The 25,856-nt window shown below is 73.2% G+C and carries 22 protein-coding genes and 6 tRNA genes; 16 read left to right on the top strand and 12 right to left on the bottom strand.

Annotated elements, in window-relative coordinates; all coding sequences use genetic code 11:
• From cobT to SCWH03_RS23410, 3 genes are all read left to right on the top strand, one after another.
• On the top strand, positions 1 to 2,008 hold a 2,008-nt coding region (cobT, locus tag SCWH03_RS23420), incomplete at its 5' end, for a nicotinate-nucleotide--dimethylbenzimidazole phosphoribosyltransferase (RefSeq protein ID WP_173266272.1).
• A 570-nt stretch (positions 2,009 to 2,578) separates the two neighbouring features.
• Positions 2,579 to 3,874, top strand: coding sequence for a uroporphyrinogen-III C-methyltransferase (cobA, locus tag SCWH03_RS23415; RefSeq protein WP_254076968.1), 1,296 nt, complete (start codon positions 2,579 to 2,581; stop codon positions 3,872 to 3,874).
• 64 nt (positions 3,875 to 3,938) lie between these two features.
• Positions 3,939 to 4,871, top strand: coding sequence for a TrmH family RNA methyltransferase (locus SCWH03_RS23410; protein WP_173266270.1), 933 nt, complete (start codon positions 3,939 to 3,941; stop codon positions 4,869 to 4,871).
• A gap of 66 nt (positions 4,872 to 4,937) precedes the next feature.
• On the opposite strand, the gene SCWH03_RS23405 is transcribed toward SCWH03_RS23410, so the two are convergent.
• The gene (locus SCWH03_RS23405) at positions 4,938 to 6,143 is read right to left on the bottom strand and encodes a serine/threonine-protein kinase (protein WP_173266286.1); all 1,206 of its coding nucleotides are present in this window, start codon (positions 6,141 to 6,143) and stop codon (positions 4,938 to 4,940) included.
• A gap of 688 nt (positions 6,144 to 6,831) precedes the next feature.
• Between SCWH03_RS23405 and SCWH03_RS23400 the strand changes: the two genes are divergently transcribed.
• The 3 genes from SCWH03_RS23400 to SCWH03_RS23390 all read left to right on the top strand — a co-directional run bounded on the left by SCWH03_RS23400 (position 6,832) and on the right by SCWH03_RS23390 (position 8,837).
• Positions 6,832 to 7,038 carry a hypothetical protein gene (locus SCWH03_RS23400; protein WP_173266269.1) on the top strand — a complete coding sequence of 69 codons (207 nt, stop codon included), beginning with the start codon at positions 6,832 to 6,834 and terminating at the stop codon, positions 7,036 to 7,038.
• Between the two features lie 523 nt (positions 7,039 to 7,561).
• Complete coding sequence (locus SCWH03_RS23395) at positions 7,562 to 8,557, top strand: phosphotransferase family protein (RefSeq protein WP_371872754.1); 996 nt, start codon at positions 7,562 to 7,564, stop codon at positions 8,555 to 8,557.
• A 7-nt stretch (positions 8,558 to 8,564) separates the two neighbouring features.
• A complete protein-coding gene (locus SCWH03_RS23390; protein ID WP_173266268.1) occupies positions 8,565 to 8,837 on the top strand; it encodes a TFIIB-type zinc ribbon-containing protein in 273 nt (90 codons plus the stop codon).
• Positions 8,838 to 8,955: 118 nt separating this feature from the next.
• On the opposite strand, the gene SCWH03_RS23385 is transcribed toward SCWH03_RS23390, so the two are convergent.
• The 4 genes from SCWH03_RS23385 to SCWH03_RS23370 all read right to left on the bottom strand — a co-directional run bounded on the left by SCWH03_RS23385 (position 8,956) and on the right by SCWH03_RS23370 (position 9,359).
• Positions 8,956 to 9,027: transfer RNA gene (locus SCWH03_RS23385), tRNA-Val, on the bottom strand.
• Between the two features lie 79 nt (positions 9,028 to 9,106).
• Positions 9,107 to 9,178 (bottom strand) — tRNA-Val (locus SCWH03_RS23380).
• A 1-nt stretch (position 9,179) separates the two neighbouring features.
• A tRNA-Cys gene (locus SCWH03_RS23375) sits at positions 9,180 to 9,253 on the bottom strand.
• 33 nt (positions 9,254 to 9,286) lie between these two features.
• Positions 9,287 to 9,359: transfer RNA gene (locus tag SCWH03_RS23370), tRNA-Gly, on the bottom strand.
• Between the two features lie 168 nt (positions 9,360 to 9,527).
• Between SCWH03_RS23370 and SCWH03_RS23365 the strand changes: the two genes are divergently transcribed.
• The 3 genes from SCWH03_RS23365 to SCWH03_RS23355 all read left to right on the top strand — a co-directional run bounded on the left by SCWH03_RS23365 (position 9,528) and on the right by SCWH03_RS23355 (position 12,334).
• Positions 9,528 to 10,577 carry a chorismate-binding protein gene (locus tag SCWH03_RS23365; RefSeq protein ID WP_173266267.1) on the top strand — a complete coding sequence of 350 codons (1,050 nt, stop codon included), beginning with the start codon at positions 9,528 to 9,530 and terminating at the stop codon, positions 10,575 to 10,577.
• Positions 10,574 to 11,404: an aminotransferase class IV gene (locus SCWH03_RS23360; protein ID WP_173266266.1), complete on the top strand. Its 831-nt coding sequence runs from the start codon at positions 10,574 to 10,576 to the stop codon at positions 11,402 to 11,404. Before SCWH03_RS23365 ends, SCWH03_RS23360 begins: the two co-directional genes overlap by 4 nt.
• A gap of 81 nt (positions 11,405 to 11,485) precedes the next feature.
• Complete coding sequence (locus SCWH03_RS23355; protein WP_173266265.1) at positions 11,486 to 12,334, top strand: GNAT family N-acetyltransferase; 849 nt, start codon at positions 11,486 to 11,488, stop codon at positions 12,332 to 12,334.
• 28 nt (positions 12,335 to 12,362) lie between these two features.
• On the opposite strand, the gene SCWH03_RS23350 is transcribed toward SCWH03_RS23355, so the two are convergent.
• Complete coding sequence (locus tag SCWH03_RS23350; RefSeq protein WP_173266264.1) at positions 12,363 to 12,869, bottom strand: DsbA family protein; 507 nt, start codon at positions 12,867 to 12,869, stop codon at positions 12,363 to 12,365.
• Between the two features lie 193 nt (positions 12,870 to 13,062).
• On the opposite strand from SCWH03_RS23350, the gene SCWH03_RS23345 reads away from it, so the two are divergent.
• Both SCWH03_RS23345 and SCWH03_RS23340 read left to right on the top strand, forming a co-directional pair.
• Entirely contained in the window at positions 13,063 to 13,515 is a 453-nt protein-coding gene (locus tag SCWH03_RS23345; RefSeq protein WP_173266263.1) for a hypothetical protein, read from the top strand.
• Between the two features lie 314 nt (positions 13,516 to 13,829).
• A complete protein-coding gene (locus SCWH03_RS23340; RefSeq protein WP_017945528.1) occupies positions 13,830 to 13,982 on the top strand; it encodes a hypothetical protein in 153 nt (50 codons plus the stop codon).
• 23 nt (positions 13,983 to 14,005) lie between these two features.
• On the opposite strand, the gene SCWH03_RS23335 is transcribed toward SCWH03_RS23340, so the two are convergent.
• Together SCWH03_RS23335 and SCWH03_RS23330 are read right to left on the bottom strand one after the other, a co-directional pair.
• A complete protein-coding gene (locus tag SCWH03_RS23335; RefSeq protein ID WP_173266262.1) occupies positions 14,006 to 14,569 on the bottom strand; it encodes a CGNR zinc finger domain-containing protein in 564 nt (187 codons plus the stop codon).
• Between the two features lie 215 nt (positions 14,570 to 14,784).
• Positions 14,785 to 15,198 (bottom strand): SsgA family sporulation/cell division regulator, encoded by a 414-nt coding sequence (locus tag SCWH03_RS23330; protein ID WP_003959770.1) that lies wholly within the window; start codon positions 15,196 to 15,198, stop codon positions 14,785 to 14,787.
• Between the two features lie 188 nt (positions 15,199 to 15,386).
• Here SCWH03_RS23330 and SCWH03_RS23325 point away from each other — a divergent pair, with 188 nt between their 5' ends.
• From SCWH03_RS23325 to SCWH03_RS23315, 3 genes are all read left to right on the top strand, one after another.
• Positions 15,387 to 15,845 (top strand): TIGR02611 family protein, encoded by a 459-nt coding sequence (locus tag SCWH03_RS23325; RefSeq protein ID WP_173266261.1) that lies wholly within the window; start codon positions 15,387 to 15,389, stop codon positions 15,843 to 15,845.
• 110 nt (positions 15,846 to 15,955) lie between these two features.
• Positions 15,956 to 16,030: transfer RNA gene (locus SCWH03_RS23320), tRNA-Val, on the top strand.
• Between the two features lie 473 nt (positions 16,031 to 16,503).
• A tRNA-Val gene (locus tag SCWH03_RS23315) sits at positions 16,504 to 16,578 on the top strand.
• Positions 16,579 to 16,811: 233 nt separating this feature from the next.
• On the opposite strand, the gene SCWH03_RS23310 is transcribed toward SCWH03_RS23315, so the two are convergent.
• Positions 16,812 to 17,540: a 3'-5' exonuclease gene (locus SCWH03_RS23310; RefSeq protein WP_173266260.1), complete on the bottom strand. Its 729-nt coding sequence runs from the start codon at positions 17,538 to 17,540 to the stop codon at positions 16,812 to 16,814.
• A 609-nt stretch (positions 17,541 to 18,149) separates the two neighbouring features.
• Here SCWH03_RS23310 and thrS point away from each other — a divergent pair.
• Entirely contained in the window at positions 18,150 to 20,126 is a 1,977-nt protein-coding gene (gene thrS, locus SCWH03_RS23305; RefSeq protein WP_173266259.1) for a threonine--tRNA ligase, read from the top strand.
• Between the two features lie 108 nt (positions 20,127 to 20,234).
• Here the strand turns inward: thrS and SCWH03_RS23300 are convergent, their stop codons facing one another.
• Entirely contained in the window at positions 20,235 to 20,921 is a 687-nt protein-coding gene (locus tag SCWH03_RS23300; protein WP_173266258.1) for a potassium channel family protein, read from the bottom strand.
• Between the two features lie 66 nt (positions 20,922 to 20,987).
• Here SCWH03_RS23300 and SCWH03_RS23295 point away from each other — a divergent pair, with 66 nt between their 5' ends.
• A complete protein-coding gene (locus tag SCWH03_RS23295) occupies positions 20,988 to 21,548 on the top strand; it encodes an HIT family protein (RefSeq protein ID WP_173266257.1) in 561 nt (186 codons plus the stop codon).
• A gap of 63 nt (positions 21,549 to 21,611) precedes the next feature.
• Here the strand turns inward: SCWH03_RS23295 and SCWH03_RS23290 are convergent, their stop codons facing one another.
• Both SCWH03_RS23290 and SCWH03_RS23285 read right to left on the bottom strand, forming a co-directional pair.
• On the bottom strand, positions 21,612 to 23,276 hold the full coding sequence (locus SCWH03_RS23290) for an AbeC-like domain-containing protein (protein ID WP_173266256.1): 1,665 nt from the start codon (positions 23,274 to 23,276) through the stop codon (positions 21,612 to 21,614).
• Positions 23,277 to 23,575: 299 nt separating this feature from the next.
• The gene (locus SCWH03_RS23285) at positions 23,576 to 25,783 is read right to left on the bottom strand and encodes an elongation factor G-like protein EF-G2 (protein ID WP_173266255.1); all 2,208 of its coding nucleotides are present in this window, start codon (positions 25,781 to 25,783) and stop codon (positions 23,576 to 23,578) included.
• Positions 25,784 to 25,856 lie beyond the last annotated feature (73 nt).

Here is a 25,856-nt window from a genome sequence, read left to right as displayed (position 1 = left end):
CGGGTCCGCGGCCGGGCCTTCTGCCGCGGTTCGGCCGGGGGCCGAGGCCGGCGCCGGTCCTGCCGTCGAGCAGCCCGAGGCAGGACCCCTGTCGGCGGCCGGGGCCGGGTCCGCCGCTGAGGCCGGTCCTGGCGCCGGTTCTGCCGTCGGGCAGCCGGTCGCCGAGCAGCCCCCCGCCACGGCCGGGCCGGTCGGGGGGCCCGGGGCGGAGCCGGCAGTCGAGGGAGCGTCGCCCGCGCGCGGAGACGGTGAGGCGGATCCTGCGGAGACCCGTGGGACGCCCGCACCCGGGTACGCCGACAGCGAGCGTGAAGCCGTACTCCGCGTGATGCGGGAGCGTCGTGACATCCGCAACGGCTTCCGCAACGACCCCATCCCGCACGATGTCCTGCTGCGCGTCCTCGAGGCCGCGCACACCGCGCCGTCCGTGGGCCACTCCCAGCCGTGGGACTTCGTCGTCATCCGCTCCGCCGAGACCCGGCGCTCGATGCACGAACTCGCCCAGCGTCAGCGGGAGGCGTACGCCAAGTCGCTGCCCAAGGGCCGGGCCAAGCAGTTCAAGCAACTGAAGATCGAGGCCATCCTCGACACCCCCGTCAACATCGTCGTCACCGCCGACTCGACGCGCGGCGGCCGGCACACCCTCGGCCGCCACACCCAGCCGCAGATGGCGCCGTACTCCTCCGCGCTGGCCGTCGAGAATCTGTGGCTCGCCGCCCGCGCCGAAGGGCTCGGTGTCGGCTGGGTCAGCTTCTTCGACGAGCGCGAGATGGTCCGCGCCCTCGGCCTGCCCGAGCATCTGGAGGTGGTGGCGTATCTGTGCGTGGGCTATGTCGACGAGTTCCCGGCGGAGCCCGAGCTGATGCAGGCGGGCTGGTCCCAACGCAGGCCGCTGTCCTGGGTCGTCCACGAGGAGACGTACGGCCGCCGCGCGCTGCCGGGGGCGGAGCCGCACGATCTGCTCCAGGAGACCGTTTCCGGCATTCGGCCGCTGGACGCCAAGGCACTGGGCGAGGCGTGGGAGCGGCAGAAGCGGATGACCAAGCCCGCGGGCGCGTTGGGCATGCTGGAGATCATCTCCGCCCAGTTGTCCGGACTGTCCCGGAAGTGCCCGCCGCCGATCCCCGAGCCCGCGTCCGTCGCGATCTTCGCGGGCGACCACGGGGTGCACGCCCAGGGCGTCACGGCCTGGCCCCAGGAGGTGACCGGCCAGATGGTCGCGAACTTCCTCGGCGGGGGAGCGGTCTGCAACGCCTTCGCCAACCAGGTCGGTGCGGAGGTCTGCGTCATCGACGTCGGTGTCGCGTCCGACCTCCCGGCCACCCCCGGGCTGCTGCCCCGGAAGGTGCGCCCCGGTACGGCCGACTTCACGACCGGCCCGGCCCTGAGCCGCGAGGAGGTCCACGCCGCGATCGACGTGGGCATCGAGACCGCCCGGGACCTGGTCTCCGCGGGTAACAAGGCACTGCTCACCGGTGAGATGGGCATCGCCAACACCACGGCTTCCGCCGCGCTGATCACCGTCTACACCGGGGCGGACCCGGCGGAGGTCACCGGGCGCGGCACCGGCATCAACGACGAGATGCACGCACGGAAGGTGGACGTCGTCAGGCGGGCACTGGAACTGCACCAACCGGACGCGGCCGACCCCGTCGGCGTCCTCGCCGCGGTCGGCGGTCTGGAGCACGCGGCCCTGGTCGGCTTCATCCTGGGCGGCGCGTCACTGCGCACGCCGGTCGTCCTGGACGGTGTGTCGGCCGGTGCGGCGGCCCTGGTCGCCCGGGCGGTCGCGCCCGAGTCCCTGGCGGCGTGCATCGCGGGCCACCGCAGTGCCGAACCCGGCCATGTCGCCGCCCTGAACAAGCTGGGTCTGCGTCCCCTGGTCGACCTCGATCTCCGCCTCGGCGAGGGCACGGGTGCGCTGCTCGCGCTCCCGCTCGTCCAAAGCGCGGCCCGCGCGATGCATGAGGTGGCCACCTTCGACTCGGCCGGCGTCAGCGAGAAGTAGTCCGGGTGCGTCGCGCGGCGGTCGCGCCGGGGCCGCGCGTTCGGTGCCGGCGCCGGGCAGCCCGGTACGGCGATCGGCACGCGGTCGCCGTGCGGGCTCCCGCATCCGGCACGGCGGGACCGGCACGGGCCTTCCCTGCGTGCGGGAGGCCGCCCGAGGCCACCGTGTCCCCGGACACGGACACTCCGCGCCTTCCCCGCGTGCGGGAGGCCGCCGTGCCCATCCACACCCCCGTTGCCGGCCCTCCACGCGCGCGTGCGGAAGCACACCGGCAGGCGTGTGGCGCAGCTGATCGAAGCTGGCCCTCCACGCGAGCGTGCGGAAGGCCGGCGGCCGAGTCCGGTCACCCGGTCGCGCCGCCATCGGACAGCTCCTGTGCACGCGTGCGCAGGAGGCGCCGTCGAGCGGTGACCCGTCCGCCGGATCGGGCCGTGACCGTCCTGACCCGCCGGCCGGGCAGTGCCCGTCCGCCCACCCCGTATCGTGTTCGCCGGACCGACCCGCCTGTCCCCACCAGCCGCTTCACCGTCGCAGCGGCCCCGCACCGCCGCACCGAGGAGCTGTCCCGCCATGGCCGAGCCCGCCGAGCCCGCCGAGCCCGCAGAGGGCCCCGCGCAGACGCAGCCGCAATCGCAGCCCCGGCACGCTGCCCGCGCGGAGCACCCCGCCTATCTCGTGGGGCTCCGTCTCGCCGGCAGGCGCGTCGTCGTGCTGGGTGGCGGCCAGGTCGCCCAACGGCGTCTGCCGGCCCTCGTCGCCGCCGGTGCGGACGTCGCGCTGATCTCGCCGTCCGCCACACCGTCGGTCGAGGCCATGGCGGAGGCCGGCCAGATCACCTGGACCAGGCGCCGCTACCGGGAGGGGGACCTCGCCGGCGCGTGGTACGCGCTGGTCTCGACCAGCGACCCGGTCGCCAACGAGACCGCGTCCGCCGAGGCGGAGAGGACGAAGACCTGGTGCGTACGGTCCGACGACGCCGAAGCGGCGACCGCCTGGACACCGGCCACCGGGCGCAGTGAGGGCGTGACGGTCGCGGTGCTCACGGGCCGGGACCCGCGCCGGTCGGCAGCCGTCAGGGACGCCGTCGTCGAGGGACTCCGCGACGGTTCCCTCGCCGCGCCGCACAGCCGTGATCGGTCCCCCTTCGTCGCGCTCGTCGGAGGCGGCCCGGGCGACCCCGACCTGATCACCGTGCGTGGCCGCCGGCTCCTCGCCGAGGCGGACGTCGTCATCGCCGACCGTCTGGGCCCGCGCGACCTGCTCGACGAACTCCCGCCGCATGTCGAGGTGATCGACGCGGCGAAGATCCCTTACGGCCGTTTCATGGCCCAGGAGGCCATCAACAACGCCCTGGTCGAGCATGCCAAGGCGGGCAGGTCGGTGGTACGGCTCAAGGGCGGCGACCCGTTCGTGTTCGGCCGCGGCATGGAGGAGGCCCAGGCCCTGGCCGAAGCCGGTATCGCGTGCACGGTCGTGCCGGGAATCTCCAGCTCGATCTCGGTGCCGGCCGCCGCCGGGATCCCGGTCACCCACCGAGGCGTGGCGCACGAGTTCACCGTGGTCAGCGGCCATGTCGCGCCGGACGACCCCCGCTCCCTCGTCGACTGGAAGTCGCTGGCCAAGCTGACCGGCACGCTGGTGGTCCTGATGGGCGTCGACAAGGTCGGAGCCATCGCCCGGACCCTCATCGCCCACGGCAAGGCGCCGGACACCCCGCTCGCGCTGGTGCAGGAGGGCACCACGGCCGCACAGCGACGGGTGGACGCGACGCTCGCCACGGTCGCGGACACCGTCCGGGCCCAGGACGTACGGCCTCCCGCGGTCATCGTCATCGGCGCCGTCGTCACCGAGGGACCGCACAAGTAACCGGCGGTAAGGGAACTTCGCCCCGCCCGTTGGCACCTCATCCCGGACAAGGCAGTATCACCCTGTGGCAGATCTCATCACCGTCGACGATCCCGAGGACCCGCGCCTGTGTGACTACACGGGGCTGACCGACGTCGAACTGCGGCGCAGACGCGAGCCCGCGGAAGGCCTGTTCATCGCCGAGGGCGAGAAGGTCATCCGCCGTGCCCGGCAGGCCGGTTACGCGATGCGGTCGATGCTGCTCTCCGCCAAGTGGGTCGACGTCATGCGTGATGTGATCGACGAGGTTCCGGCCCCGGTGTACGCGGTCGGCCCGGACCTCGCCGAGCGTGTCACCGGCTACCACGTCCACCGGGGCGCCCTCGCGTCCATGCAGCGCAAACCGCTGCCGGCAGCGGGAGAGCTGCTGAGCAGCGCCCGCTGCTTGGCGGACGAGGAGCCGGCCGGCGACCGCACCGGCATCGGTAGCGGCGACCGCACCGGCGACCAGACAGGCGTCGGCACGAGGCTCCCCTCAGGCCCGCACCAGGGTGCGGGCCGGCGCGTCGCCGTCTTCGAGGACATAGTCGACCACGCCAATCTCGGGGCGGCCTTCCGCAACGCGGCCGCTCTGGGCGTGGACGCCGTCCTCCTCACCCCACGCTGCGCCGACCCGCTCTACCGGCGGGCCGTGAAGGTGTCGATGGGCGCCGTCTTCCACGTCCCCTGGACTCGGCTGACCTCGTGGCCGAAGGACGTCGGGATGCTCCGCGAGCACGGCTTCGTGACGGCCGCCCTGTGTCTCGACGAGAAGTCGATCACGATGGACGAGCTGGCCGCCCGCCGGTACGGGAAGCTGGCCCTCTTGCTCGGTACCGAAGGCGACGGACTGTCGGTCGACGCCATGCGCGCGGCCGACGAGTGGGTCCGGATCCCCATGGCCGCGGGAGTGGACTCGCTCAACGTCGCCGCGGCCTCGGCCGTGGCCTTCTACGCGACCCGTCCGCGAGGCGCCTGAACCCCGGTGCGGCGACGGCCCTGGCCCCGCCGCCACGCGGCCGCAACGGCCCTGGCCCCGCAGGCTCTAGCCCCGCAGGCCCTGAGCCACCGTGATGCCCAGCGCCACGACGAGCGTCACCACGACGAACACGAAGATCCGCTGACGCAGCAGCCGGGGATTGGCCGGCCTGCGTCCGGTGGACGTCGTCCTCGTCCTCGTCCTGGTCCCGGGGCGGGAGGCGGGCCTGCCGCCGGTGCTCGCACCGCCCCGCGACCGGGGGGGCCGCGAGCCGCCCGTATGCGGCGCCCGCTGCCTGGCCATCCGCTCCCGGGAGGTGGGGGAGCCCGTCCCGGTGCCCGTCGGCCTGCCCTGGGTGGTGCGCTCGGTGTACCGCGCGGTGCGGCGCTCCGACGGCAGTTCCTCCTCCGTGCGCTCCCGCTGCACCGGGGGGCGCAACTCCGGGAGGCCCTGCGCCTCGCGCGCCGCGATCTCCTTCAGCCGCATGGACAGCTGGAGGGTGCTCGGCCGCTCGTCGGGGTCCTTCGCCAGACAGGCGCGCAGCAGCGGAGCCAGCGCGTCCGGCACGCCGTGCAGTTGCGGCTCCTCGTGGACCACCCGATAGAGCATCACCTCGGAACTGCCGTGCCCGAAGGGGGAGTCGCCCGTGGCGGCGTATGCCAGGGTGGCGCCGAGCGAGAACACGTCCGTCGCGGGGGTCACCGCCGCGCCGCGTACCTGCTCGGGGGCGAGGAAGCCGGGCGAGCCGACCGCCGTGCCGACATGGGTGAGCGTGCTCGCTCCGGTGGCCCAGGCGATCCCGAAATCGATGATCCTGGGGCCCTTGGGGGAGAGGAGGATGTTCGACGGCTTGAGGTCCCGGTGGACCACCCCGGCCTCGTGGACGGCCACGAGGCCTTCGGACAGGGCCGCCCCGACGGCCGCCGTCTCCGCGGCGGACAGCAGGCCGTCCCCCGCCACCCTGTCGTGCAGGGACGGACCGGGGACGTACTGGGTGGCGAACCAGGGCCGGTCCGCCTCGAGGTCCGCGGCGACCAGCCGGGCCGTGCAGCCGCCCCGGATCCGCCGGGCCGCCGACACCTCGCGGGCGAAGCGGGACCGGAACTCCTGGTCCTCGGCGAGGTCCGGACGGATCACCTTCAGCGCGACGCGCTGACCGCGCCGGTCCGAACCGAGGTACACGACCCCCATGCCGCCGGCGCCCAGTCGCCGGTGCAGCCTGAACGAGCCGACGACACGCGGATCCTCGCGCCGGAGCCGCATCATCGCCATGTTCATCCCCGCTGGCCGTGGTCCTTGTGACGTGGCACAGCTTACGTACCCGTGGGCCGGTGTGCTCATAGGCCGCGCCCTCGCGGCCCGATCGATTGCGGCTGCCCTGCGGGAGAACTGAGCGGTGGTCAGACGCGCCGGGACGCCGCTGCGGCCGGCCCCCTTTCCGCTGCCAACCGGGTGGGGAGGCACGGTGGTTGGATCGACGAGGGTCACCGGTGGGACACCCGCGAGGATGCGCCCCGCGGCCGGGGCCGGGGGGCCACGGCGAGCCGGACAGGCGGCCGGCCCGGGGCGGCCGCGGGCCGGAAGGCGGCCGAAGTGAGCGAAGTCACGCATTCCGGTTCCCTCGTGCGAGGGGCCCGGCGGCCGGCCCGACGCCTGCCCGCCGGTCGGGCCGGGATCAGGGCGCTCGGGTCCGGATCAGGGCGCTCGGGTCCGGATCAGGGCGGTCGGGCACCCGGAGACCGCTGTCCCCTCCGGGAAGACCCCCAGACCGGGGTCCACTTCTCCACCCACGGGAGTACACACGGCCGGGTGGAGTCATCCTCCTGGAGGCCCGGCAATCGGTACGCGGGCATGACGTGGGCCCTCCCGGGGCTCCCTACGCTTGATCCAAGCGGCGGGGGCGGCACTCGTCCCCCGAGGTCACGCACCCGCCGCTGCTGATCTGACGGGGAGAGGAACCATGGCGGACACGGCATCGCGGAGCATGATCCGCACAGTGGCGCGCAAGAAGTCCACCGCGTACCAAGGCCGCCCGGGTGGCCGCCGCCATCCGCTGGTCGCCACGGTCATGGTCCTCCCTCTCGCCACCCTGCTGGTCGTCGTCTTCGGCGGCTGGGACGCGGTGGTCACACAGGCGTCGTCCGTGGGCGTGATGCTGGGGCGCTGAGCGGCGCCCCGGGCTCGGGAGAGCGGCCCGGGCCACATCCCACCCGAAACCCCGTGGGGACGGGGGTGCGGCGGACGACAGCGCTCGGTCGGTCGGCTGGGGAGCCGGCCGGCCGGCGCTCCCTCCCCGGCCGGCGGTCCCCCGAGCCTGGTCTCCCTGCCGGGCGCCGTGTCTCCGGCCGGTGCCGGGTCTGCGGCCGCTGTGGTGTCTGCGGCTGCTGTGGTGTCTGCGGCCGGTGTCGTTCCCGCCCGGTGCTGCGCTTCCGCCCGGTGCCGCGTCTGCGACCCGTGCTCCGCGGCCTGGACGGCAAGGACCGCTGCGGTCCGGTGCCGCGGGCCTGCCGGAGCGCCGACCCGGCCCGGCTTCCGGTGCCCTACCTCGCGAGGGCCGGCCTACGCGATGGCGAGGGGCGCTGAGGCGGCCCTTCCCGGTGGTCCCGTGGCCCGGTGGCCCGGTAACCCGTACGCCCTGCCCTTCCGGCCCGTAGCCTCGGCACGTGGAGAAGCACGGCGAGCGCGCACTGCTGCCCGCCCTCGCGGACGAGGCGAGGGCGGCGGCGCATGCGCGCGGGACCGGCGGCGCATGCCGCGCCTGCGGTCGGGAAGCGGCCGTGCTGGCCGAGCGGGGCGACGTGGTCGTCGTGCGGCACGGCAGCGCCGTCGCCAAGGCCCACGCGCCCGGAACCGACCCCGGGGACCATCGTGTGCGGGTCGCCGTAGCCGCCCACCCGCTGCTCGCCGGGATACTCCTGCCGCCGGTCCGCGCCCCCGGCTCTCTCGGCGGGCGCCCCGTCACCACCTGGCCGTACGGCAGCCCCGTGGACCCTTCCGACCCGGACGGCGCCCCCTGGGAGGCGGCGGCGTCGCTGCTCGCCCGGCTGCACGCGGTACCGATCGGCCCGCTGCCCCGCCCGCTGCCGGACATGCGCGGTCCGGCCAAGGCCGCCGCGGCGGTCGCGCGGATGCGGGCGGTCGTCCCTGAGCATCCCGCGGCGGGTGCCGTGCTCGCGGCCTGGCACCGGCTCCCGCCCTGGGCCAGGGACGAGGCCCCGGCCCCTGCTCCCACCCGGCTCTGCCACGGCGACCTCCATCTGGGCCAGCTCGTCCGCCACCCCGTCGACGGGGGATCCTGGCACCTCATCGACGTCGACGATCTCGGGCTCGGCGACCCGGCATGGGATCTGGCCCGGCCCGCCGCGTGGTTCGCGGGGGGCCTGCTCGCCCCGGACGTCTGGGCGCGTTTCCTCGGCGCCTACCGCGGCGCGGGCGGTCCCGCCACGGGGGCCGACGGTGCCGACGCGTGGCCGGCGCTCGATGTGCCGGCCCGCGCCCTGACCGTCCAGACCGCGGCCCTCGCCCTGGCGAAAAGTGCCGCCCAGGGGCGCGATCTCGACGACGTGGAACGGTCGATGACCGACGCGTGCGCCCGAATCGCCTCTCTTCCGACGGAGTTGGACGACATGATCCGGTCGCCGGATGGGAACGGGAGCACCCAAGGAGACCGAGCGTCGAGGAGCTGACCGAACCATGCAGTGTCCCAAGTGCCATGCGCCCATGCATACGTACAACCGCAACGGCGTCCACATCGAGCAGTGCGGCGGCTGCCGGGGCATATTCCTGGACTACGGGGAACTGGAGGCGCTGACCCGCCTGGAAGGCCAGTGGCTCCAGCAGCCCCCGCCGCCCGCGCCACACGGTCACCAACCCCCCGCGCAGCCGGTCTGGGGTGCCCCGCACCAGGGCCACCGCGGCGGCCATCACCGCCAGCGCGGCTTCGGCCGGATGCTCTTCTCGTCCTGATCCGGCCCTGATAGGGCCGGTCCTGGTTTGGTCCTGGTCCGGCCCTGGTCCGGTCCCGCCGGGGTCTCGTTCACGCGCGAGCCCCCGGCCGCCTGATGCGACCGGGGGCTCCGGGCTGTGGACGATACTGGGATTGAACCAGTGACCTCTTCCGTGTCAGGGAAGCGCTCTCCCGCTGAGCTAATCGTCCTCGGGGTCACGGTGCGGAGACCGTGGGTACTGCGGGTACTGCGTCCACTGCATGTGCTGCGGGTGCTGCGGGTGCTGCGTGGACGATACTGGGATTGAACCAGTGACCTCTTCCGTGTCAGGGAAGCGCTCTCCCGCTGAGCTAATCGTCCTTGGAGGTGGAGACGGGATTTGAACCCGTGTAGACGGCTTTGCAGGCCGTTGCCTCGCCTCTCGGCCACTCCACCACGGAGTGCGGGGTCGGGATGATCCCCTTCTCGAGCGGACGACGAGATTCGAACTCGCGACCCTCACCTTGGCAAGGTGATGCTCTACCAACTGAGCCACGTCCGCCTGTCGTTTCCGGTCCGCTTCCGCGTCCCGGCGACGTGTTGAACTTTAGCGGATTCCCGGGCCAGGACAAAAACGCGTTTCCGCAGCGTGCTGAGCCGTGCTCACGCCGGGTCCCTGCCCGGGCGTGCGCCGGAGCGGCCGCCAGAGGCCCGCCATAGACTCGCAGCCGTGCACGACCTCGCTCCCCTGGCCCGCTTCGGCGGCCTCGTCGCCACCGACCTCCGGGATGTCACCAGCGACCCCGAGGCACTGGACTCGTCCGGCTTCTGGGCCGTCGCCGCCGACTTCGAAGGGCGTCTGACCTGCGCCCGTTTCGGGGACGTCCGCCCTGCGCCGATGCCGGCCCCGGACCCCGGGCGCTGGCGCGGCCCCGCCCCCGGCGACTGGACGAGTTCCCTGGACCGGGCCGCGTACACCGCGGGCGTACGCCGCATCCGCGCGCACATCGCGGCCGGCGACGTGTACCAGGCGAACCTCTGCCGGGTGCTGTCGGCGCCGCTGCCCGATCCCGGTGCCGCCGATGTGGACGCCCTGACCGCGCTGCTCGCCCGCGGCAACCCGGCCCCGTATGCCGGAACGATTCGGCTGTCCGCACACGGGGTGGAGATCGCCACCGCGTCTCCCGAGCTCTATCTGCGCCGCGAGGGGAGCGCGGTCGAGTCCGGGCCGATCAAGGGAACCGGCCGCACAGCCGCGGACCTGCTCGAGAAGGACCACGCGGAGAACGTGATGATCGTCGACCTGGTCCGCAACGATCTCGGCCGGGTCTGCGCATCGGGTTCCGTGACCGTCCCCGCACTGTGCGCGGTCCAGGCCCACCCCGGCCTGGTCCATCTCGTGTCCACCGTCCGCGGCGCGCTGGCGCCGGGTGTGGGATGGCGGGAGCTGCTGGACGCCACCTTCCCGCCGGGCTCGGTCACCGGCGCGCCGAAATCCAGCGCCCTGCGGATCCTGGCGGAGCTGGAGACGGCGCCCCGCGGCCCCTACTGCGGAGGTATCGGCTGGGTGGACGCCGACCGCGGCACCGGCGAGCTGGCCGTCGGCATACGCACCTTCTGGATCGACCGCACGCGGGCAGTCCTCCGCTTCGGCACCGGAGCCGGGATCACCTGGGGCTCCGACCCGGAGCGGGAGTGGGACGAGACCGAGCTGAAGGCGTCCCGGCTGCTCGCGGTAGCGTCGGGAACGTACGCGCGAAGGGAAAGGACCGGACGATGAGGATCTGGGTCAACGGCGGGATACGGGATGCCGGCAACGCCGTGGTCTCCGTGTTCGATCACGGACTGACCGTGGGCGACGGTGTCTTCGAGACCGTGAAGGCGACCGGAGGCGGCCTCTTCGCCCTCACCCGCCACCTCGACCGGCTCACCCGGTCGGCCCGCGGCCTGGGCCTGCCCGACCCGGACCACGACGAGCTGCGGCGCGCTTGCGGGGCCGTGCTGGAGGCCAACCCCATGCCGCTCGGCCGGCTGCGCATCACTTACACGGGCGGACCCGCCCCGCTCGGTTCCGACCGGGGCGGCAAGGGCCCCTCGCTGGTCGTCGCGCTCACCGCGACCACCCGCAGGCCGGACAGCACCGCGGTGATCACCGTGCCGTGGGCCCGGAACGAGCGCGGTGCGCTGGCGGGGCTGAAGACCACCTCGTACGCCGAGAACGTGGTCGCGCTCGCCCGGGCCCGTGAGCGGGGCGCGTCCGAGTCGATCTTCGCGAACACCCTCGGGCAGCTCTGCGAGGGGACCGGTTCGAACGTGTTCGTCGTCGTCGGCGGCCAGCTGCTCACCCCGCCCCTCGCCTCGGGCTGCCTCGCAGGAGTCACCCGCGCGCTGACCGCGGAGTGGACCGGGGCGCAGGAGGCCGATCTGCCCATGGACGTGCTGGAGCGCGCGGAGGAGGTATTCCTGACCTCCACCACCCGCGACGTGCAGGCCGTCCACCGCGTCGACGGCCGCGAGCTGGCCGGCGCCCCCGGGCCCCTGACGGCCAAGGCGATGCGGATCTTCCAGGAGCGCGCGGCCGCCGACCCCGACCCGCTGCCCGGCTGAGAGGCCTCCTCGCCCCGCGGGTGCCAGGCCCCCGTACGGGCATGGTGACGTGCGGGCCCGGGACAGGTAGAAACACCCCTGATGACCACCACCCTGCGGCCGACCGGGCCGCTCCAGCGGGGCGCGGACGGCGCCATGTCACGCGGCTACGACGTCTGCGTCAACGGCAGACCGGTCGGCTCCGTCGCACTCGCCCGCGATCCGGACGCCGGCCGTGCGACGGGCGTGCTGCGGTCCCTGAACATCGACGAGGACGCCCGGGGCCGAGGCCGGGGCACGGTCGCCGCGCTCGCGGCGGAGGAGGTGCTGCGCGGCTGGGGCTGCACCCGCGCCGTGGCCGTCGTCCCCGCGGGGGCCGCCGCAGCGCTGCGGCTGGCAGCCGCGCTCTGGTACGCCGAGACCGGCCGCACGCTGCGCAAGGAGGTACCGCCCGAACCGCCCGCGCTGCCCCGGGGCGTGTCGGGCCGCCCCCTCACGGACGCGGAGTTCGCGTCGTGGCGGGCCGACGCCGTCCGGCGGTACGCGCGTACCTGGGGCGAACGGGGTCTGCCCGAGGGCCCGGCCCTCGCCCGCTCCGAGGCCGACCACCGCGCCAAGCTCCCCGACGGCCTCGCGACCCGCGGCGCGTGGCTGCGCGCCCTGGCCGTGGCCGGCGCCGCTGTGGGGCACCTCTGGGTCGCGGAACGCGCTCCGGGCCCGGGGCACCCGGGGGAGCGGAGCGCGTACGTCTACGACGTGCACGTGGCCGAGGGGCACCGCGGACGGGGGCATGGACGGGCCCTGATGCTGGTCGCCGAGCAGGTCGCGGGCGAGGCCGGATTGCCCGTGCTCGAACTGCACGTCGCCTCGTCGAACGTCCCGGCGGCCGGTCTCTACGCCTCGCTCGGCTACCGGCCGGTACTGCACCACTTCGCCAAGCCGCTGGTGTAGGGGTGTCCCGCCCGGCCCGGGCGGGCCCTCACCCGGCGAGGAGCCGGCCGGCGATCTCCTCGACGCGTTCCCGCAGCCCCGCCTGGCTCTTGCCGCCGTCGAGCCGTTCACCGCCGATGACGTAGGTCGGGGTGCCGAAGACCCCGATCGCCTTACCCTCGGCCTGGTCGGCGTCGACGATCAGAATGTGCCGACCGTCGACGAGGGCGGTGTCGAACTCCTCTGCGTCCAGGCCGAGTTCACGGGCGACACGGACGAGGAGCGACTCGCCCCCGCGGTCCAGTTCCCCGACGCGGGCGAGTACGGCCTCCACGTACTGCCAGCCACGGCCCTGGGCGAAGGCCTCCTCGGCCGCCTGTGCGGCGGCGAAGGCGTGCTTGTGCTTGTCCAGCGGGAAGTGGCGCAGGCGGAGCTCCAGCCGGTCGCCGAAGCGTTCGCGCAGGGCCCGCAGATCGGCGAGGGCGGTACGGCAGTCGGCGCACTGCAGCTCGCACCAGACGTCCAGGACGACGGGGGCCGGTGAGGAGTCGCTCATGCGGCCAGTCTTCCAGCCGCGTCCGCGGCGTCCCCACCCGGACCTCCCCTGTCCTCTGGGAGGAGGCCGACCCGGGGATCACCCTGAGGAGTGGGGGGGCCGTGGCCCCGGCCCCGCCACCGGGTGCAGGATGGAAGGGACCGCTTTCCCCCCGGGTCATCGCCGGGGCCGTTCCGTTCGCCGGGAGGACCGCATGCTTGCCGAGACGATATGTGCCGCGGTGTCCGCGGCCGGGCTGGGTGTCGCCGCGGTCGCGGCGTACCGCAAGCGCTTCCTCGCGGCGGCCCGGATCGCCGGCTACGCGCTGGTGCCCCTGGGCCTCGTTCTGACGGGCGTCGTCGAGTGGGCGGCAGGCACGGTCTTCAGTCCCACGGCGTGGGTGGGGGTGGGGCTGCTGGGTGCTGCCTGGGGGCTGTTCCTCGCCACGCGTGCCGTGGAGCGGCGCAGGCTGGCCAGAGCCTCCGCAGCGGACGGCAGCGGCCCGCGCGCTGCCGCGCCCTCGGCCTCGGCGCCGGCGCTCGGCGGGGCGGCGCGCGGCGCGGTGCAGCCCGGGAGCTCACCGAAGCCCAAGGGGAAGCAGTCCGCCGCCGGCGCGGACGACGACTTCAGCGATATCGAGGCCATCCTGAAGAAGCACGGCATCTGAGCACGGCCTGCGCGCCGGTGTCCGAGCACCGCCCGAGGGCGGCGGCCGGGCGCGGCGGTCCCGGCGCGGTGTCCGAGCGCGGCGATGCTCCCCGTCGGTCTGCGGGGCGGGGGGTGCGGCCCCGGGGCGTGTCCGCGGCGCGCGGCCCCTGTTCGGCGACGGGGCGGCGACGGTTCGGCGCGGCGGGGCCTGCCCCCCCGGGGCGGCGATCTGCGGCCCCGGGGGCGGACGGCACCACGGGATCCGGTGAACTGCCCTGGTGCTCAGGCGTGTTGGTCGATCATCGCGGGTGGTCCTGCGTCATCATCCCCGAGATGCTGGATACCTCCCGGGGCCAGGCCCCCGCTCCCTCCGACGAGCCGCGTGGCTGTCTCTTCGCGCTCTCCCAGCCGCCCCTGATGATTTTCCTCGGGGTGATCGGCTGCCTTCTGCTCATGGCCGCGGTCCACGACCTCTTCCTGCTGTGAGCCGGCGATGACCCGATACGAGCTCAGCCGGCCGCTTCCCTGCGGCGTGCCCGGTAGGCGGCGACATGCAGGCGATTGCCGCAGGTACGGCTGTCGCAGTAGCGGCGCGAGCGATTCCGGGACAGATCGACGAAGGCACGGCCGCAGCCGGGGGCCTCGCAGCGGCGGAGGCGCTCCTGCTCGCCGGCCACGATCATGAACGCCAGTGCCATGCCGCAGTCGGCCGCGAGGTGCTCGGCGACCGATGCGCCCGGCGCGAAGTAGTGGACGTGCCAGTCGTAGCCGTCGTGGTCCGTCAGCCGCGGGGTGGTGCCCGCGGAGGCCACCAGCCGGTTGATGAGCTCGGATGCGGTTCGGGCGTCCGGCGCGGCGAACACGTTCTCGAACCGGTTGCGCACCTCGCGTACGGCGTCCAGATCCTTCTGGCCGAGGTCGCCCACGTCGCTGATGCTGTACTTCTCCACCAGCGTGGACAGCGACGACACCTCGGCGAGCCCGTCCTGCCCGGGGCCGTCCCGCCCGGGAGCGGTGTTCACCAGATCGACGACGACGTCGAGGGCGATGCGGGTGTCGTGAGGGATCAGCACGATTCGCTCCCTGGGCTGCCGCGGGCCGGCCGCCCGCCGAATTGCGCTGACTCTAGCCGGTTCCTCCGGGACGCGACGGCGCCGTCGCCGCGGTGGTTTCCGCGGCGACGGCGCCGGAGTCTGCCCTATGCGGTGGTGCGTGTGCGTGTGCGTGTAGGCGTTTGTGCGGTGCCGTCTCCCCGAGTCGGACGGCGCCCGCTGCTACTCGCCCTGGTTCAGCTTTCCGCCAGGATGTGCGAGAGCTCGGTGTCGAGGTCGAAATGGCGATGCTCCGTGCCGGGTGGGACCGCGGCGTCCGTCCGCTTGAGGAACGACTCCAGGGCCCTCGCCGGAGCTTCCAGCAGGGCCTCGCCCTCCGGAGAGCTCAGGGCGATGCAGACGACGCCCTGGCCGTGGCTGCGCGACGGCCAGACCCTGACGTCGCCGGTTCCGGTGGGCCGGTGCAGGCCCTCGGCGAGAAGGTCGCGGGCGAACACCCATTCGACCGTCTCCTCGGCTCCGGTGTGGAAGGTGGCGTGCACGGCATAGGGATCGGCCGTGTCGTACCGCAGGCCCGCGGGTACAGGCAGTGAGGACTCGCTCGACACAACGAGGCGCAGGTGCAGCTCGCAGCTGACCGTGGTGTTCATAAGCGCCAGGGCCTTTCGCTCAGTGTGCGCTCGGGGATTCGCACGTCGGCGAAATCGACATGCCACCTACGGTGCCGTTGTAAACCCCTCTGCCCGTTTTGTGATGCTTGGGGTACCCCGTACGGGGGAGTTGTCTGTACGGCTGTTCGGTCATGCCGGTGGGTCGATGCGTCGGGTATTTTTACCTCATGAGCGCGGAGAGTGACGAGCGGAGCGGGGTCGCCGCGACTGCGGCCCGGGGTTCCGTCACGGGGGATGCGGCCGCGCCCTCCGGACTGGTTCTGGGGTCGCGGGCGCCCGATTTCGTGAAGCGATGGCGGACGCTTCATCTGAGCTGGCAGGTGGGCGTCTTCGTGGTCGGCTTCGCGGTCGTCGTGACCGGCGTGATCATGCTTCCGCTGCCCGGGCCGGGCTGGCTGGTGATCTTCGCGGGCATGGCGATCTGGGCCACCGAGTTCGTCTGGGCGCAGCTCGTACTGCACTGGACGAAACGGAAAGTGACCGAGGCGGCGCAGCGCGCGCTGGATCCCAAGGTGCGCCGGCGCAACATCGCCCTGACCGCCGTCGGGCTGGTGGTCGTCGGTGTGCTCGGCGGGGTGTACCTCTGGAACTTCGGGATCGAGATGCCCTGGAAGATCGACCAGTGACGGGAGCCGGGCGGAGGCCCCCCGCACGCCGCCGCGCGGGCCGGTGCCGCAGCGTCCGGTGACATGGTCCTGAGGCACCGCTGACATGGGGTAATGTGTGCGGTGCGCCCGGGCGATTAGCTCAGTGGGAGAGCGCTTCGTTCACACCGAAGAGGTCACTGGTTCGAACCCAGTATCGCCCACCACCCGGGTCGGCGGCCCCGGAGACCGAGAGTCTCCGGGGCCGCTGGCGTATTCACCCGTTCAGCGCATCCGGCCGGGGGCTTCCCGGACCCGGAGAAGCGTATGTCGCGCAGCCGCCGTGCATGGCTCGCTCCCCGGCCGCAGCAGCCCCGGCGACCCCGGCGGCAGCCGGGGCGGCAGGGCGCCGACGGCCTGGACGGCATACGGCGCGCGTTCATGCGGCGCGACCGGGGCGAGGGTGGCACCGCAGAGGGCCGGCGGCGCCCGGAGCCGCGGCCGGGCGGTACGGGCGCCGCGGCCGCCGGCTCCACGGCCGGGTGCGCCTCGCGGCGCCGGGCAGCGCCGCCCCCGCCGGAACGGCGAGGAGCGCGAGGCCGATCCGGTGCCCCGGCAGCGGCATCCGGCGCGGGGCCGCGGGCGTGCCGGGGGAGTTTGAAGGGAGCCCGCAGATGCCTGTAGGGTTCGGTGCGTTGCCGGGCGATTAGCTCAGTGGGAGAGCGCTTCGTTCACACCGAAGAGGTCACTGGTTCGAACCCAGTATCGCCCACCATCGACCGCTTGCCAGGACATGGGCCCAGGTCCATGCCGCCTCGTAGGACGTCGACAGTGTCCGGTGACGCAGGACCCTTCCCCGCCTGGGGAGGGGTCCTGTTGTCGTTCTGCGGTGCTGTGCATGAACGGGACCTCCCCGGACCTCCCCCTGAGGAGTGGACACCTTCGATCCGGCCCCGCAGGGGACCGGCTGGAAGGAGTCATTTTTGTGGTGATGAGGGCCGGCGGCGGTCATGCCGCCCGGGCGGGGATCCTGGGGCGCAGCGGCCATGCCGGATCCACCGGCTCCGGCGAACCGTTCCGGGCGAACCACGCCTGCAGGCCGCGCGCCTGAGCCGCGTGCCACACCGCCTGCAGCGTGTGCAGCTCCGCCGGCGACAGCCGCTCCATATGCGCGGCGAACCGGCGGCCGACCGCCCGGACGACGTCCAGCGCCGCGGTCGCGTCCGCCGCCGCGTCATGGGCCCCGTCCAGCGTCACCCCGTACTGCCCGCACAGGTCGGTAAGCGTGCGGCGGCCCTTGCGGTAGCGGTCCAGATGCTTGTCCAGCACCCGGGGGTCCAGCACGCACATCGGGGCGTTCTCCAGGTAGCGCGCCAGTGACGAGGCGCGGTGGCGGCTCAGTTCGCGGTCCAGCAGGGTCAGGTCGAACGGTGCGTTCATCACCACGAGCGGGCGGCCGGCGGCGCACTGCTCCGCCAGCGCCCGGCCCACCTCCTCCATCACCGGGGCCGGCCAGCGGCCGTTGCACCGCAGATGCTCCTCGGTGAGGCCGTGCACGGCCGTGGCCTCGGCCGGCACCGGCACCCCCGGGCTGACCAGCCATCGGGTGACGCGGGTGCGTCCTCCCGGTGAGTCCTGGACCACGAGTGCGGCCGAGACGATCCGGTCCCGCTCGACGTCCACTCCCGTCGTCTCCGTGTCGAATGCCGCCAGGGGCCCCTCGTACCAGCGCGTCATCCCCGAACTCCTCGCCCGTGCCCGGCAGACGGCGATACCGCCCCCTGCCCGAACCGGTGATACCCGGACTGTTTGCGCACTACGCGGGCGCGGTGGCACCGCAGTTGACGGGGCGCGCTGCCGGCGGTCCGCCGCCGGTACGGCCACGCACGGCACAGCCCGGAGGGCGGACGGAGCCGTGGCGCTCGCGCGGCCCGAGGCGGGTGCGCTGCCCGGCGGACCGCACCGCACCGCACCGCTGCGCGGAGCGCTCGCCGCCGTCCTCTGCGGGGAGACCCTCCAGGTGGGCTCTCCCCACGCGGTCGCGGGCTGCCGCAGGCGTCTGCCGTCCCGGTGCCCGGTATCGGCGTGAGGAGCCCTCCGTGCCCGTCCGCGCCACCGGCACGGTGGTCCGGACGCGGCGCTGCGGCACGTGCGGCGAGGGCACCGTACGGGCGGCCGCCACCGGGCCGTGCCGCGCGGCACGGCCCGGTGGCGGCCGGATGGCACCCCACCGCGGGCGCGGTCCGCAGCTCCAGCGCGTTTCGCGTGGGCGGGAGGCCGCTCGGTAGCATGACGAGTGCACACGCGAGACCGCAGCGCGTGCTTCCCTTCAGACAGGAGAGACCGGTGTCAGACGTCCGTGTGATCATCCAACGCGATTCCGAGCGGGAAGAGCGCGTGGTGACGACGGGCACCACGGCGGCCGATCTCTTCGGCGGCGAGCGCACCGTGATCGCCGCACGGGTCGGCGGGGAGCTGAAGGACCTCGAGTACGTGGTGGGCGACGGCGAGACCGTCGAGCCCGTCGCGATCTCCTCGGAGGACGGCCTGAACATCCTGCGCCACTCCACCGCGCACGTCATGGCGCAGGCGGTGCAGGAACTCTTCCCGGATGCCAGGCTCGGCATCGGCCCGCCGGTCCGGGACGGTTTCTACTACGACTTCGACGTGGCGAAGCCCTTCACCCCGGAGGATCTCAAGGCCGTCGAGAAGAAGATGCAGGAGATCCAGAAGCGCGGGCAGCGCTTCTCGCGCCGCGTCGTCACCGACGAGGCCGCGCGTGCGGAGCTGGCGGACGAGCCGTACAAGCTGGAGCTCATCGGCATCAAGGGCGCCGCCTCGCACGACGACGGGGCGGACGTCGAGGTGGGCGGCGGTGAGCTGACCATCTACGACAACCTGGACGCCAAGACCGGCCGGCTGTGCTGGAAGGACCTCTGCCGGGGCCCCCATCTGCCCACCACCCGCGCCATCCCGGCGTTCAAGCTGATGCGCAACGCGGCGGCCTACTGGCGCGGCAGCGAGAAGAACCCGATGCTGCAGCGCATCTACGGCACCGCCTGGCCGTCCAAGGAGGAGCTGAAGGCGCACCTGGACTTCCTGGCCGAGGCCGAGAAGCGCGACCACCGCAAGCTCGGCAACGAGCTGGACCTGTTCTCGTTCCCCGACGAGGTCGGCTCCGGGCTCGCCGTCTTCCACCCCAAGGGCGGGGTGATCCGCCGGGTCATGGAGGACTACTCGCGGAAGCGCCACGAGGAGCACGGCTACGAGTTCGTCTACTCGCCGCACGCGACCAAGGGCAAGCTGTTCGAGAAGTCGGGCCACCTGGACTGGTATGCCGAGGCCATGTACCCGCCCATGCAGCTCGACGAGGGCGTGGACTACTACCTCAAGCCCATGAACTGCCCGATGCACAACCTGATCTTCGACGCGCGCGGCCGCTCGTACCGCGAACTGCCGCTGCGCCTCTTCGAGTTCGGCACCGTGTACCGGTACGAGAAGTCGGGTGTCGTGCACGGTCTGACCCGGGCCCGCGGCTTCACCCAGGACGACGCGCACATCTACTGCACCCGCGAGCAGATGGCGCAGGAGCTGGACACCACCCTCACCTTCGTCCTGGACCTGCTCCGCGACTACGGTCTGACCGACTTCTACCTCGAGCTGTCCACCAAGGACCCGGAGAAGTTCGTCGGCTCCGACGAGGTGTGGGAGGAGGCCACCGAGGTCCTGCGGCAGGTGGCCGAGAAGCAGGGCCTTCCGCTCACCCCCGACCCGGGCGGTGCGGCCTTCTACGGCCCGAAGATCTCCGTCCAGGCGAAGGACGCGATCGGCCGCACCTGGCAGATGTCGACGGTCCAGCTCGACTTCAACCTGCCGGAGCGCTTCGACCTTCAGTACACCGGACCGGACGGCACCAAGCAGCGTCCCGTCATGATCCACCGGGCGCTGTTCGGGTCCATCGAGCGGTTCTTCGCCGTGCTGCTCGAGCACTACGCCGGTGCCTTCCCGGCCTGGCTCGCCCCCGTGCAGGCCCTCGGCATCCCGATCGGCGACGCACACGTCCCGTATCTGCAGGAGTTCGCCGCCAAGGCGAGGCGGCGCGGTCTCCGTGTCGAGGTGGACGCCTCCTCGGACCGGATGCAGAAGAAGATCCGCAACGCCCAGAAGCAGAAGGTGCCCTTCATGGTCATCGCGGGTGACGAGGACATGGAGCATGGCGCGGTGTCGTTCCGCTACCGAGACGGCTCGCAGGAGAACGGCATCCCGGTCGACGAGGCCCTTGCCAAGATCGTGAAGGTCGTCGAGGAGCGCGCCCAGATCTGAGCACCCGGGGCGGGCCCGCCCCGGGTGCGGGCGGTCTGCCGAGGGTGCCGGGCCTGTGCCGTGGAGGTACGGCCCCCCGTTGGGGCCCGGCCCCCGCCCCGCAGCGGATCAGGCCCCCGGAGGACGTGCGTCCCCCGGGGGCCTTCGCTCGTCCTCCCGGGCGAAGACCTGGATCAGCCAGGACGAGAAGGACCCGGTGACCGCGCCGAGCAGCGCCAGCCCGCAGACCATCAGCCCGGCCGCGACGGTCCGTCCCCAGGCCGTCACGGGCGTGACGTCCCCGTATCCGACGGTCGTCAGCGTCTCGCACACCCACCACACGGCATCGCCGAAGGTGCGGATCGTGGCCCCGGGCGCGGTCCGCTCCTGGTGGTAGACCGCGAGCGCCCCGGCCCAGCCCAGCAGCACGGCGCTGAGACCGGCGTAGACGATCACCCGTACGTACAGGCTGAGCACCGGCTGGTCCCGTCGGCGCTGAAGCGTGGTGTACAGCTTGACGAGCCGCAGCGGGCGCAGCAGCGGCAGCAGCAGCACCACGGCGTCCAGCCAGCGGGCCTGCAGGAACCGGGGGAACCGCTGACGGCTGAGCCGCAGACGTGCCGCGAAGTCCCCCGCGAAGACGAGCCACATCAGCAGCATCGTCGCGCGGGCGATCTCCCGCCAGACCACGTCCGCGTCGTGGGCCAGGACCCGCACCGTGTACGCGGCAAGGAAGACCAGTGAGGCGTAGAAGAGCGGCAGCTCGGTCCGCTGCTCCCAGCGGTCGAGCGGGGAGTCTGGCTCGTCGACGTCCATCCGGCCAGCATCGCGGGGAGCCGCCCGGGTCCGCCCCGGCGACACGCTCCGTACGGGCGAAGTCATATGCTGCACCACATGACGAGTGAGCCGGAGCAGCAGATCGGGGTCGGCATCCAGGACGCCTTCCAGCGGCTGTGGACGCCGCACCGGATGGCGTACATCCAGGGTGAGAACAAGCCCACCGGTCCCGGGGCCGGCGACGGCTGCCCCTTCTGCTCCATCCCCGCCAAGTCCGACGAGGACGGACTCGTCATCGCACGGGGCGAGAACGTGTACGCCGTGCTCAATCTCTACCCGTACAACGGCGGCCACCTGATGGTGGTGCCCTACCGGCACGTGGCCGACTACACCGATCTCGATCCGGCCGAGACCGCCGAGCTCGGGGAGTTCACCAAGCGGGCGATGACCTGTCTGCGGACGGCCTCGGGGGCGCACGGCTTCAACATCGGGATGAACCAGGGGACGGTGGCAGGCGCCGGTATCGCCGCGCATCTGCACCAGCATGTGGTGCCGCGCTGGGGCGGCGACACCAACTTCATGCCGGTCATCGGGCACACGAAGGTGCTGCCGCAACTCCTCGCGGACACCCGGAAGATGCTCGCCGAGACCTGGCCGCCCGCGTAGCACGCCGCTGCCGCCCCGGCGCCCCCGGCGCGCCTCGACGGGGCGCGGGGGGAGACCGGGGCGTCATGCGTCGTATATGTCCGCCTTGCCCGGCATCGCTTCCTGCACCCCTCCGCCGAGGAGCGTCGAGCGGGTGCCGAAACGCGTCGTGTCCACGCCGTGCTCCTCGAGCACCCGCATCGCCGCGGAGTGGGCCACCCGCAGTACCGGCGTCGCCGTCCGTATCGCGTCGTCCGCCATGAAGCGGTGCCGCCAGGGCTGCTCGGCCCAGGCGTGCCGCAGCCCGAACGGCTCGGGGAGGACCAGCTTGCCGCCCAGGAAATCCAGGAGGGGCGGATACCAGGTGAACGGCGCCCGGACCATCTGCCGCACCACCTCGGCGGTCTCCACCAGCGGCAGCCGGCGCTCCACGGTCTCCCAGAACCGCACGGTCTTGGCGACCTCGACGGTCTTGGCTGCGGGCTTGGCGGTGAAGAGGGAGTGCACCGGGCCGAGAGCGTGTCCCGTCACCTCGATGCGCAGGGTCTCGAACAACACCGTCACCGTGATCATCATGGTGATCACCAGCTGGCCGTCCCACAGCGTGAACTGGACGCCCAGATAGTGCCGGTTCCCGCTCCCGAACTGCTGGTGGTCGCAGATCCGCTGTATCTCGTGGCGCTTGACCTGGAAGGTCTCCACATCCTGGCCCTCGGGACGGGCCACCTCGGCCGCGCCCTCCCCGACCGGGACCACGATCCAGTGCTTCACCGACGGCTTGGGGAAGCCGCCCGAGTTCAGCGGGCCGCGCTCGAGCAGCGTCAGCCGGTCGTGGATGACCTTGATGACGTCCCAGCTCCGGAACTGGTGGAACTCCTTGCCGGGCTCCTTCGCCACCAGTTGCTCGGCGAGCTGCCAGGTCCCCCAGCGGGTTCCCATGCCGAGTATGCCCTTGGGACCGGCGTAGAAGACCGTGTTGGACTGCTGCTCGGCGGTCAGCTTCTCCAGGCCCTGGCGCAGTTCCTCCGCCGCCGTCTCGTTGGGGTTGCCCGGCACGGCCTCCGGGATCTTCGCCCCCACGCCCCCACCGGAGAGGAGGCCGTCCCAGCGCGCCCGCAGGTCCTTGGCCGTGGCCTCGCAGATCTGCCTGGCGATCAGCCAGCCGATCACCGGGGCGACGAGCATGGCCCGCAGGTAGTACGACCAGAAACCACCGAACGGCAGTGCGACCAGGAACGCCACCGCGAGGATGCCCACGGCGGCCAGCAGTGCCGATCCGGTGACACCGGCCCTCCTGTCCTTGGAGCCCGCGAGCGTACGGCGCAGCTGGAACACCCCGGTCCACAGCAGCGCGCCCGGCAGGAACAACAGCCCGAACACCGCCATGACCGCGGTCAGCCGGGTGTCCCGCTGCTTGCGGATCCGGCTCGCCGCGAGAGCGTGCTCCACGACGGCCTGCGGTTCGGCGCCGAACGACTGGATCAGCGGCTTGCGGGCCCCGCCGAGCATCCGCACCTGGACCGCCCGGGAGAAGGCCTCGCCGAGATTCGGCTCGAAGAGCGAGAACCTGCCCTTCTTCACCGTGGACTTGTGCCACTCGTTGTCGGCCTTGAGTATCTCCTCCAGCGGACTGTCGCGGTAGGCGGCCGAGGCGAGGGCGTGTGTCGCCGCCGTCTCGCCCGCCGCTCCCTGCACCGGGATCTGGGCCCCGGGCGTGAAATCGAATGCCTGGTCCACTACCGCCCCCATCGCCGCGGTACCGCACCGCGGCCCTACCGACTAGCGTGCCCCGCGCACCTTCCGAGCTGCGCAACACAGCGTAGCGGGGCCGTGGCCCGCGCGTCAGCCCCGCCTTCCGGCCCCGGGGCGGCGGCCGATCGCGCAAGGGGAGGCCACGGAGGGCGGGTCCGGGAACGGCGTCTCCGTTCCCGCCCGGCGGGCCCGCCGGGCGGGATCCGGCCCCGCGGCGGGGGCCTGCGGGCGGCCGGGTCCCCTCCGGGTCAGGTCCCCTCCGGGTGATTCCCCTCCGGCGGGGCTCCCGCCCCGGCCTACGCGGCGGCCGTGGCCTCCTCCCTGACCCTGGCCGCCAGCTGGGGCGGCATCGCCTCGTGCCGCGCGTACGTCCGCTCGAAGCGGCCGGTGCCGTGCGAGAGGGACCGCAGGTCCACCGCGTACCGGCCGATCTCGATCTCCGGCACCTCGGCGCGTACCACCGTCCTGCCGGTGCCCGCCTGCTCGGTGCCGACGACCCGGCCGCGCCGCCCGGAGAGATCGCTCATGACGGCGCCGACGTACCCGTCCGGCACCGTCACCTGCACCTCGGCCACCGGCTCCAGCAGGTCGATGCGGGCCTGTGCCGCCGCCTCGCGCAGCGCCAGCGCGCCGGCCGTCTGGAACGCCGCATCGGACGAGTCCACCGAGTGCGCCTTGCCGTCCAGCAGCGTCACGCGCACGTCGACCAGCGGATGGCCGGCCGCGACGCCCCTGGCGGCCTGGGCCCGTACGCCCTTCTCCACCGAGGGGACGAACTGGCGGGGGACGGCGCCGCCCACCACCTTGTCGACGAACTCGACCCCCGAGCCCGTCGGCAGCGGCTCCACCGCTATCTCGCAGATCGCGTACTGGCCGTGCCCGCCGGACTGCTTCACATGGCGGCCCCGCCCGGCAGACGGCCCGGCGAACGTCTCCCGCAGCGGCACCCTGTGCGGTACCACGTCGACCCGGACCCCGTACCTGCTGCGCAGCCGCTCCAGCGCCACGTCCGCGTGGGCCTCGCCCAGGCACCACAGCACCACCTGCCGGGTGTCCCGGTTCTGCTCCAGCCGCATCGTCGGATCCTCCGCGACCAGCCGGGCCAGCCCCTGGGAGAGCCGGTCCTCGTCGGCCTTGCTGTGCGCCCGGACGGCCAGCGGCAGCAGCGGGTCGGGCATCGCCCACGGCGCCATGAGCAGCGGGTCCGCCGGCGAGGAGATCGTGTCGCCGGTCTCGGCCCGGCCGAGCTTGGCCACGCAGGCGAGATCGCCCGCGATACAGCTGCCGACGGTGCGCTGCTGCTTGCCGAACGGAGAGGAGAGCGCGCCGACGCGCTCATCGACGTCGTGGTCCTCGTGCCCGCGGTCGGCCAGCCCGTGCCCCGATACATGCACGGTCTCGTCCGGGCGGAGCGTCCCGGAGAACACCCGGACCAGGGACAGCCGGCCGACGTACGGGTCGGAGGCGGTCCTGACCACCTCGGCGACCAGCGGGCCGTCCGGGTCGCAGCCGACGGCGGGCCGCGGCCGGCCCTCGGGGGTGGTGACCGCGGGAGCCTCGCGCTCCAGCGGGGTCGGGAAGCCTCCGGTGATCAGTTCCAGCAGCTCCACGGTGCCGAGGCCCTGCCTCGCCCCGCCGGCGGCCGGTGCCGCGGCCAGCACGGGATGGAACACGCCCCGCGCGACGGCCTTCTCCAGGTCGTCGACCAGCGTCTTGAGATCCACCTCCTCGCCGCCCAGATAGCGCTCCATGAGCGTCTCGTCCTCGCTCTCGGCGATGATCCCCTCGATCAGGCGGTTCCTGGCCCCGGCCAGCAGCGCCTCCTGCTCGGGCCCGGGTGTCTTCTCGACGCGCTCGCCGCCGGAGTAGTCGTACAGCTTCCGCGGCAGCAGCCCGGCCAGCCCCGTCACCGGTGCGTGCCCGTCGGCGGCCTCGGGGCCGTACTGCGGCAGATAGAGCGGCAGCACCGCGTCCGGGTCGTCGCCGCCGAACAGCTGCCCGCAGACCTCGATCAGCTCGTCGAACCCGGTGCGGGCCGTCTCCAGATGGGTGACCACGATCGCCCGCGGCATCCCGACCGCCGCGCACTCCTCCCACACCATGCGGGTCGAGGCGGGCACGGAGCCGGCCTCCTGCGCCGCCGAGACCACGAAGAGAGCCGCGTCCGCGGCTCGCAGACCGGCCCTGAGCTCCCCCACGAAATCGGCGTACCCGGGGGTGTCCAACAGGTTGATCTTGCACCCGCCCCACTCGACCGGGACGAGGCTCAGCTGTACGGACCGCTGCTGGCGGTGCTCGATCTCGTCGTAGTCCGAGAGGGTCCCGCCGTCCTCGACCCGCCCCGCCCGGCTGACCGCCCCCGCCGTCAGCGCCAGCGCCTCCACCAGGGTCGTCTTCCCCGATCCGCTGTGGCCGACCAGCACCACATTCCTCACGGATGTCGGCCGGTCGGCCGTCGTAGCCCTGCCGGCGGCTCCGGATTGCGCATGCGCCTTGTCGCCCATGATCGTTCCTCCCGACTCATCTGCACGGTGAGGTGAGGGCGCGGACCCGGGGGCGCGCTGTGGGAGGCCCCGG

The organism is Streptomyces pacificus (assembly GCF_011766325.1).
GTDB lineage: Bacteria > Actinomycetota > Actinomycetes > Streptomycetales > Streptomycetaceae > Streptomyces > Streptomyces pacificus.
The sequence above is the reverse complement of the archived record's forward strand: the minus strand, read 5'-3'. Positions and strand labels throughout refer to the sequence as shown.

Coding starts and splice junctions, on each gene's coding strand:
- cobA (WP_254076968.1), top strand. CDS start 2,579: ATGGCCGAGCCCGCCGAGCCCGCCGAGCCCGCAGAGGGCCCCGCGCAG.
- SCWH03_RS23405 (WP_173266286.1), bottom strand. CDS start 6,143: ATGGCGATGATGCGGCTCCGGCGCGAGGATCCGCGTGTCGTCGGCTCG.
- SCWH03_RS23400 (WP_173266269.1), top strand. CDS start 6,832: ATGGCGGACACGGCATCGCGGAGCATGATCCGCACAGTGGCGCGCAAG.
- SCWH03_RS23390 (WP_173266268.1), top strand. CDS start 8,565: ATGCAGTGTCCCAAGTGCCATGCGCCCATGCATACGTACAACCGCAAC.
- SCWH03_RS23360 (WP_173266266.1), top strand. CDS start 10,574: ATGAGGATCTGGGTCAACGGCGGGATACGGGATGCCGGCAACGCCGTG.
- SCWH03_RS23355 (WP_173266265.1), top strand. CDS start 11,486: ATGACCACCACCCTGCGGCCGACCGGGCCGCTCCAGCGGGGCGCGGAC.
- SCWH03_RS23350 (WP_173266264.1), bottom strand. CDS start 12,869: ATGAGCGACTCCTCACCGGCCCCCGTCGTCCTGGACGTCTGGTGCGAG.
- SCWH03_RS23345 (WP_173266263.1), top strand. CDS start 13,063: ATGCTTGCCGAGACGATATGTGCCGCGGTGTCCGCGGCCGGGCTGGGT.
- SCWH03_RS23340 (WP_017945528.1), top strand. CDS start 13,830: ATGCTGGATACCTCCCGGGGCCAGGCCCCCGCTCCCTCCGACGAGCCG.
- SCWH03_RS23330 (WP_003959770.1), bottom strand. CDS start 15,198: ATGAACACCACGGTCAGCTGCGAGCTGCACCTGCGCCTCGTTGTGTCG.
- SCWH03_RS23325 (WP_173266261.1), top strand. CDS start 15,387: ATGAGCGCGGAGAGTGACGAGCGGAGCGGGGTCGCCGCGACTGCGGCC.
- SCWH03_RS23310 (WP_173266260.1), bottom strand. CDS start 17,540: ATGACGCGCTGGTACGAGGGGCCCCTGGCGGCATTCGACACGGAGACG.
- SCWH03_RS23300 (WP_173266258.1), bottom strand. CDS start 20,921: ATGGACGTCGACGAGCCAGACTCCCCGCTCGACCGCTGGGAGCAGCGG.
- SCWH03_RS23295 (WP_173266257.1), top strand. CDS start 20,988: ATGCTGCACCACATGACGAGTGAGCCGGAGCAGCAGATCGGGGTCGGC.
- SCWH03_RS23290 (WP_173266256.1), bottom strand. CDS start 23,276: ATGGGGGCGGTAGTGGACCAGGCATTCGATTTCACGCCCGGGGCCCAG.
- SCWH03_RS23285 (WP_173266255.1), bottom strand. CDS start 25,783: ATGGGCGACAAGGCGCATGCGCAATCCGGAGCCGCCGGCAGGGCTACG.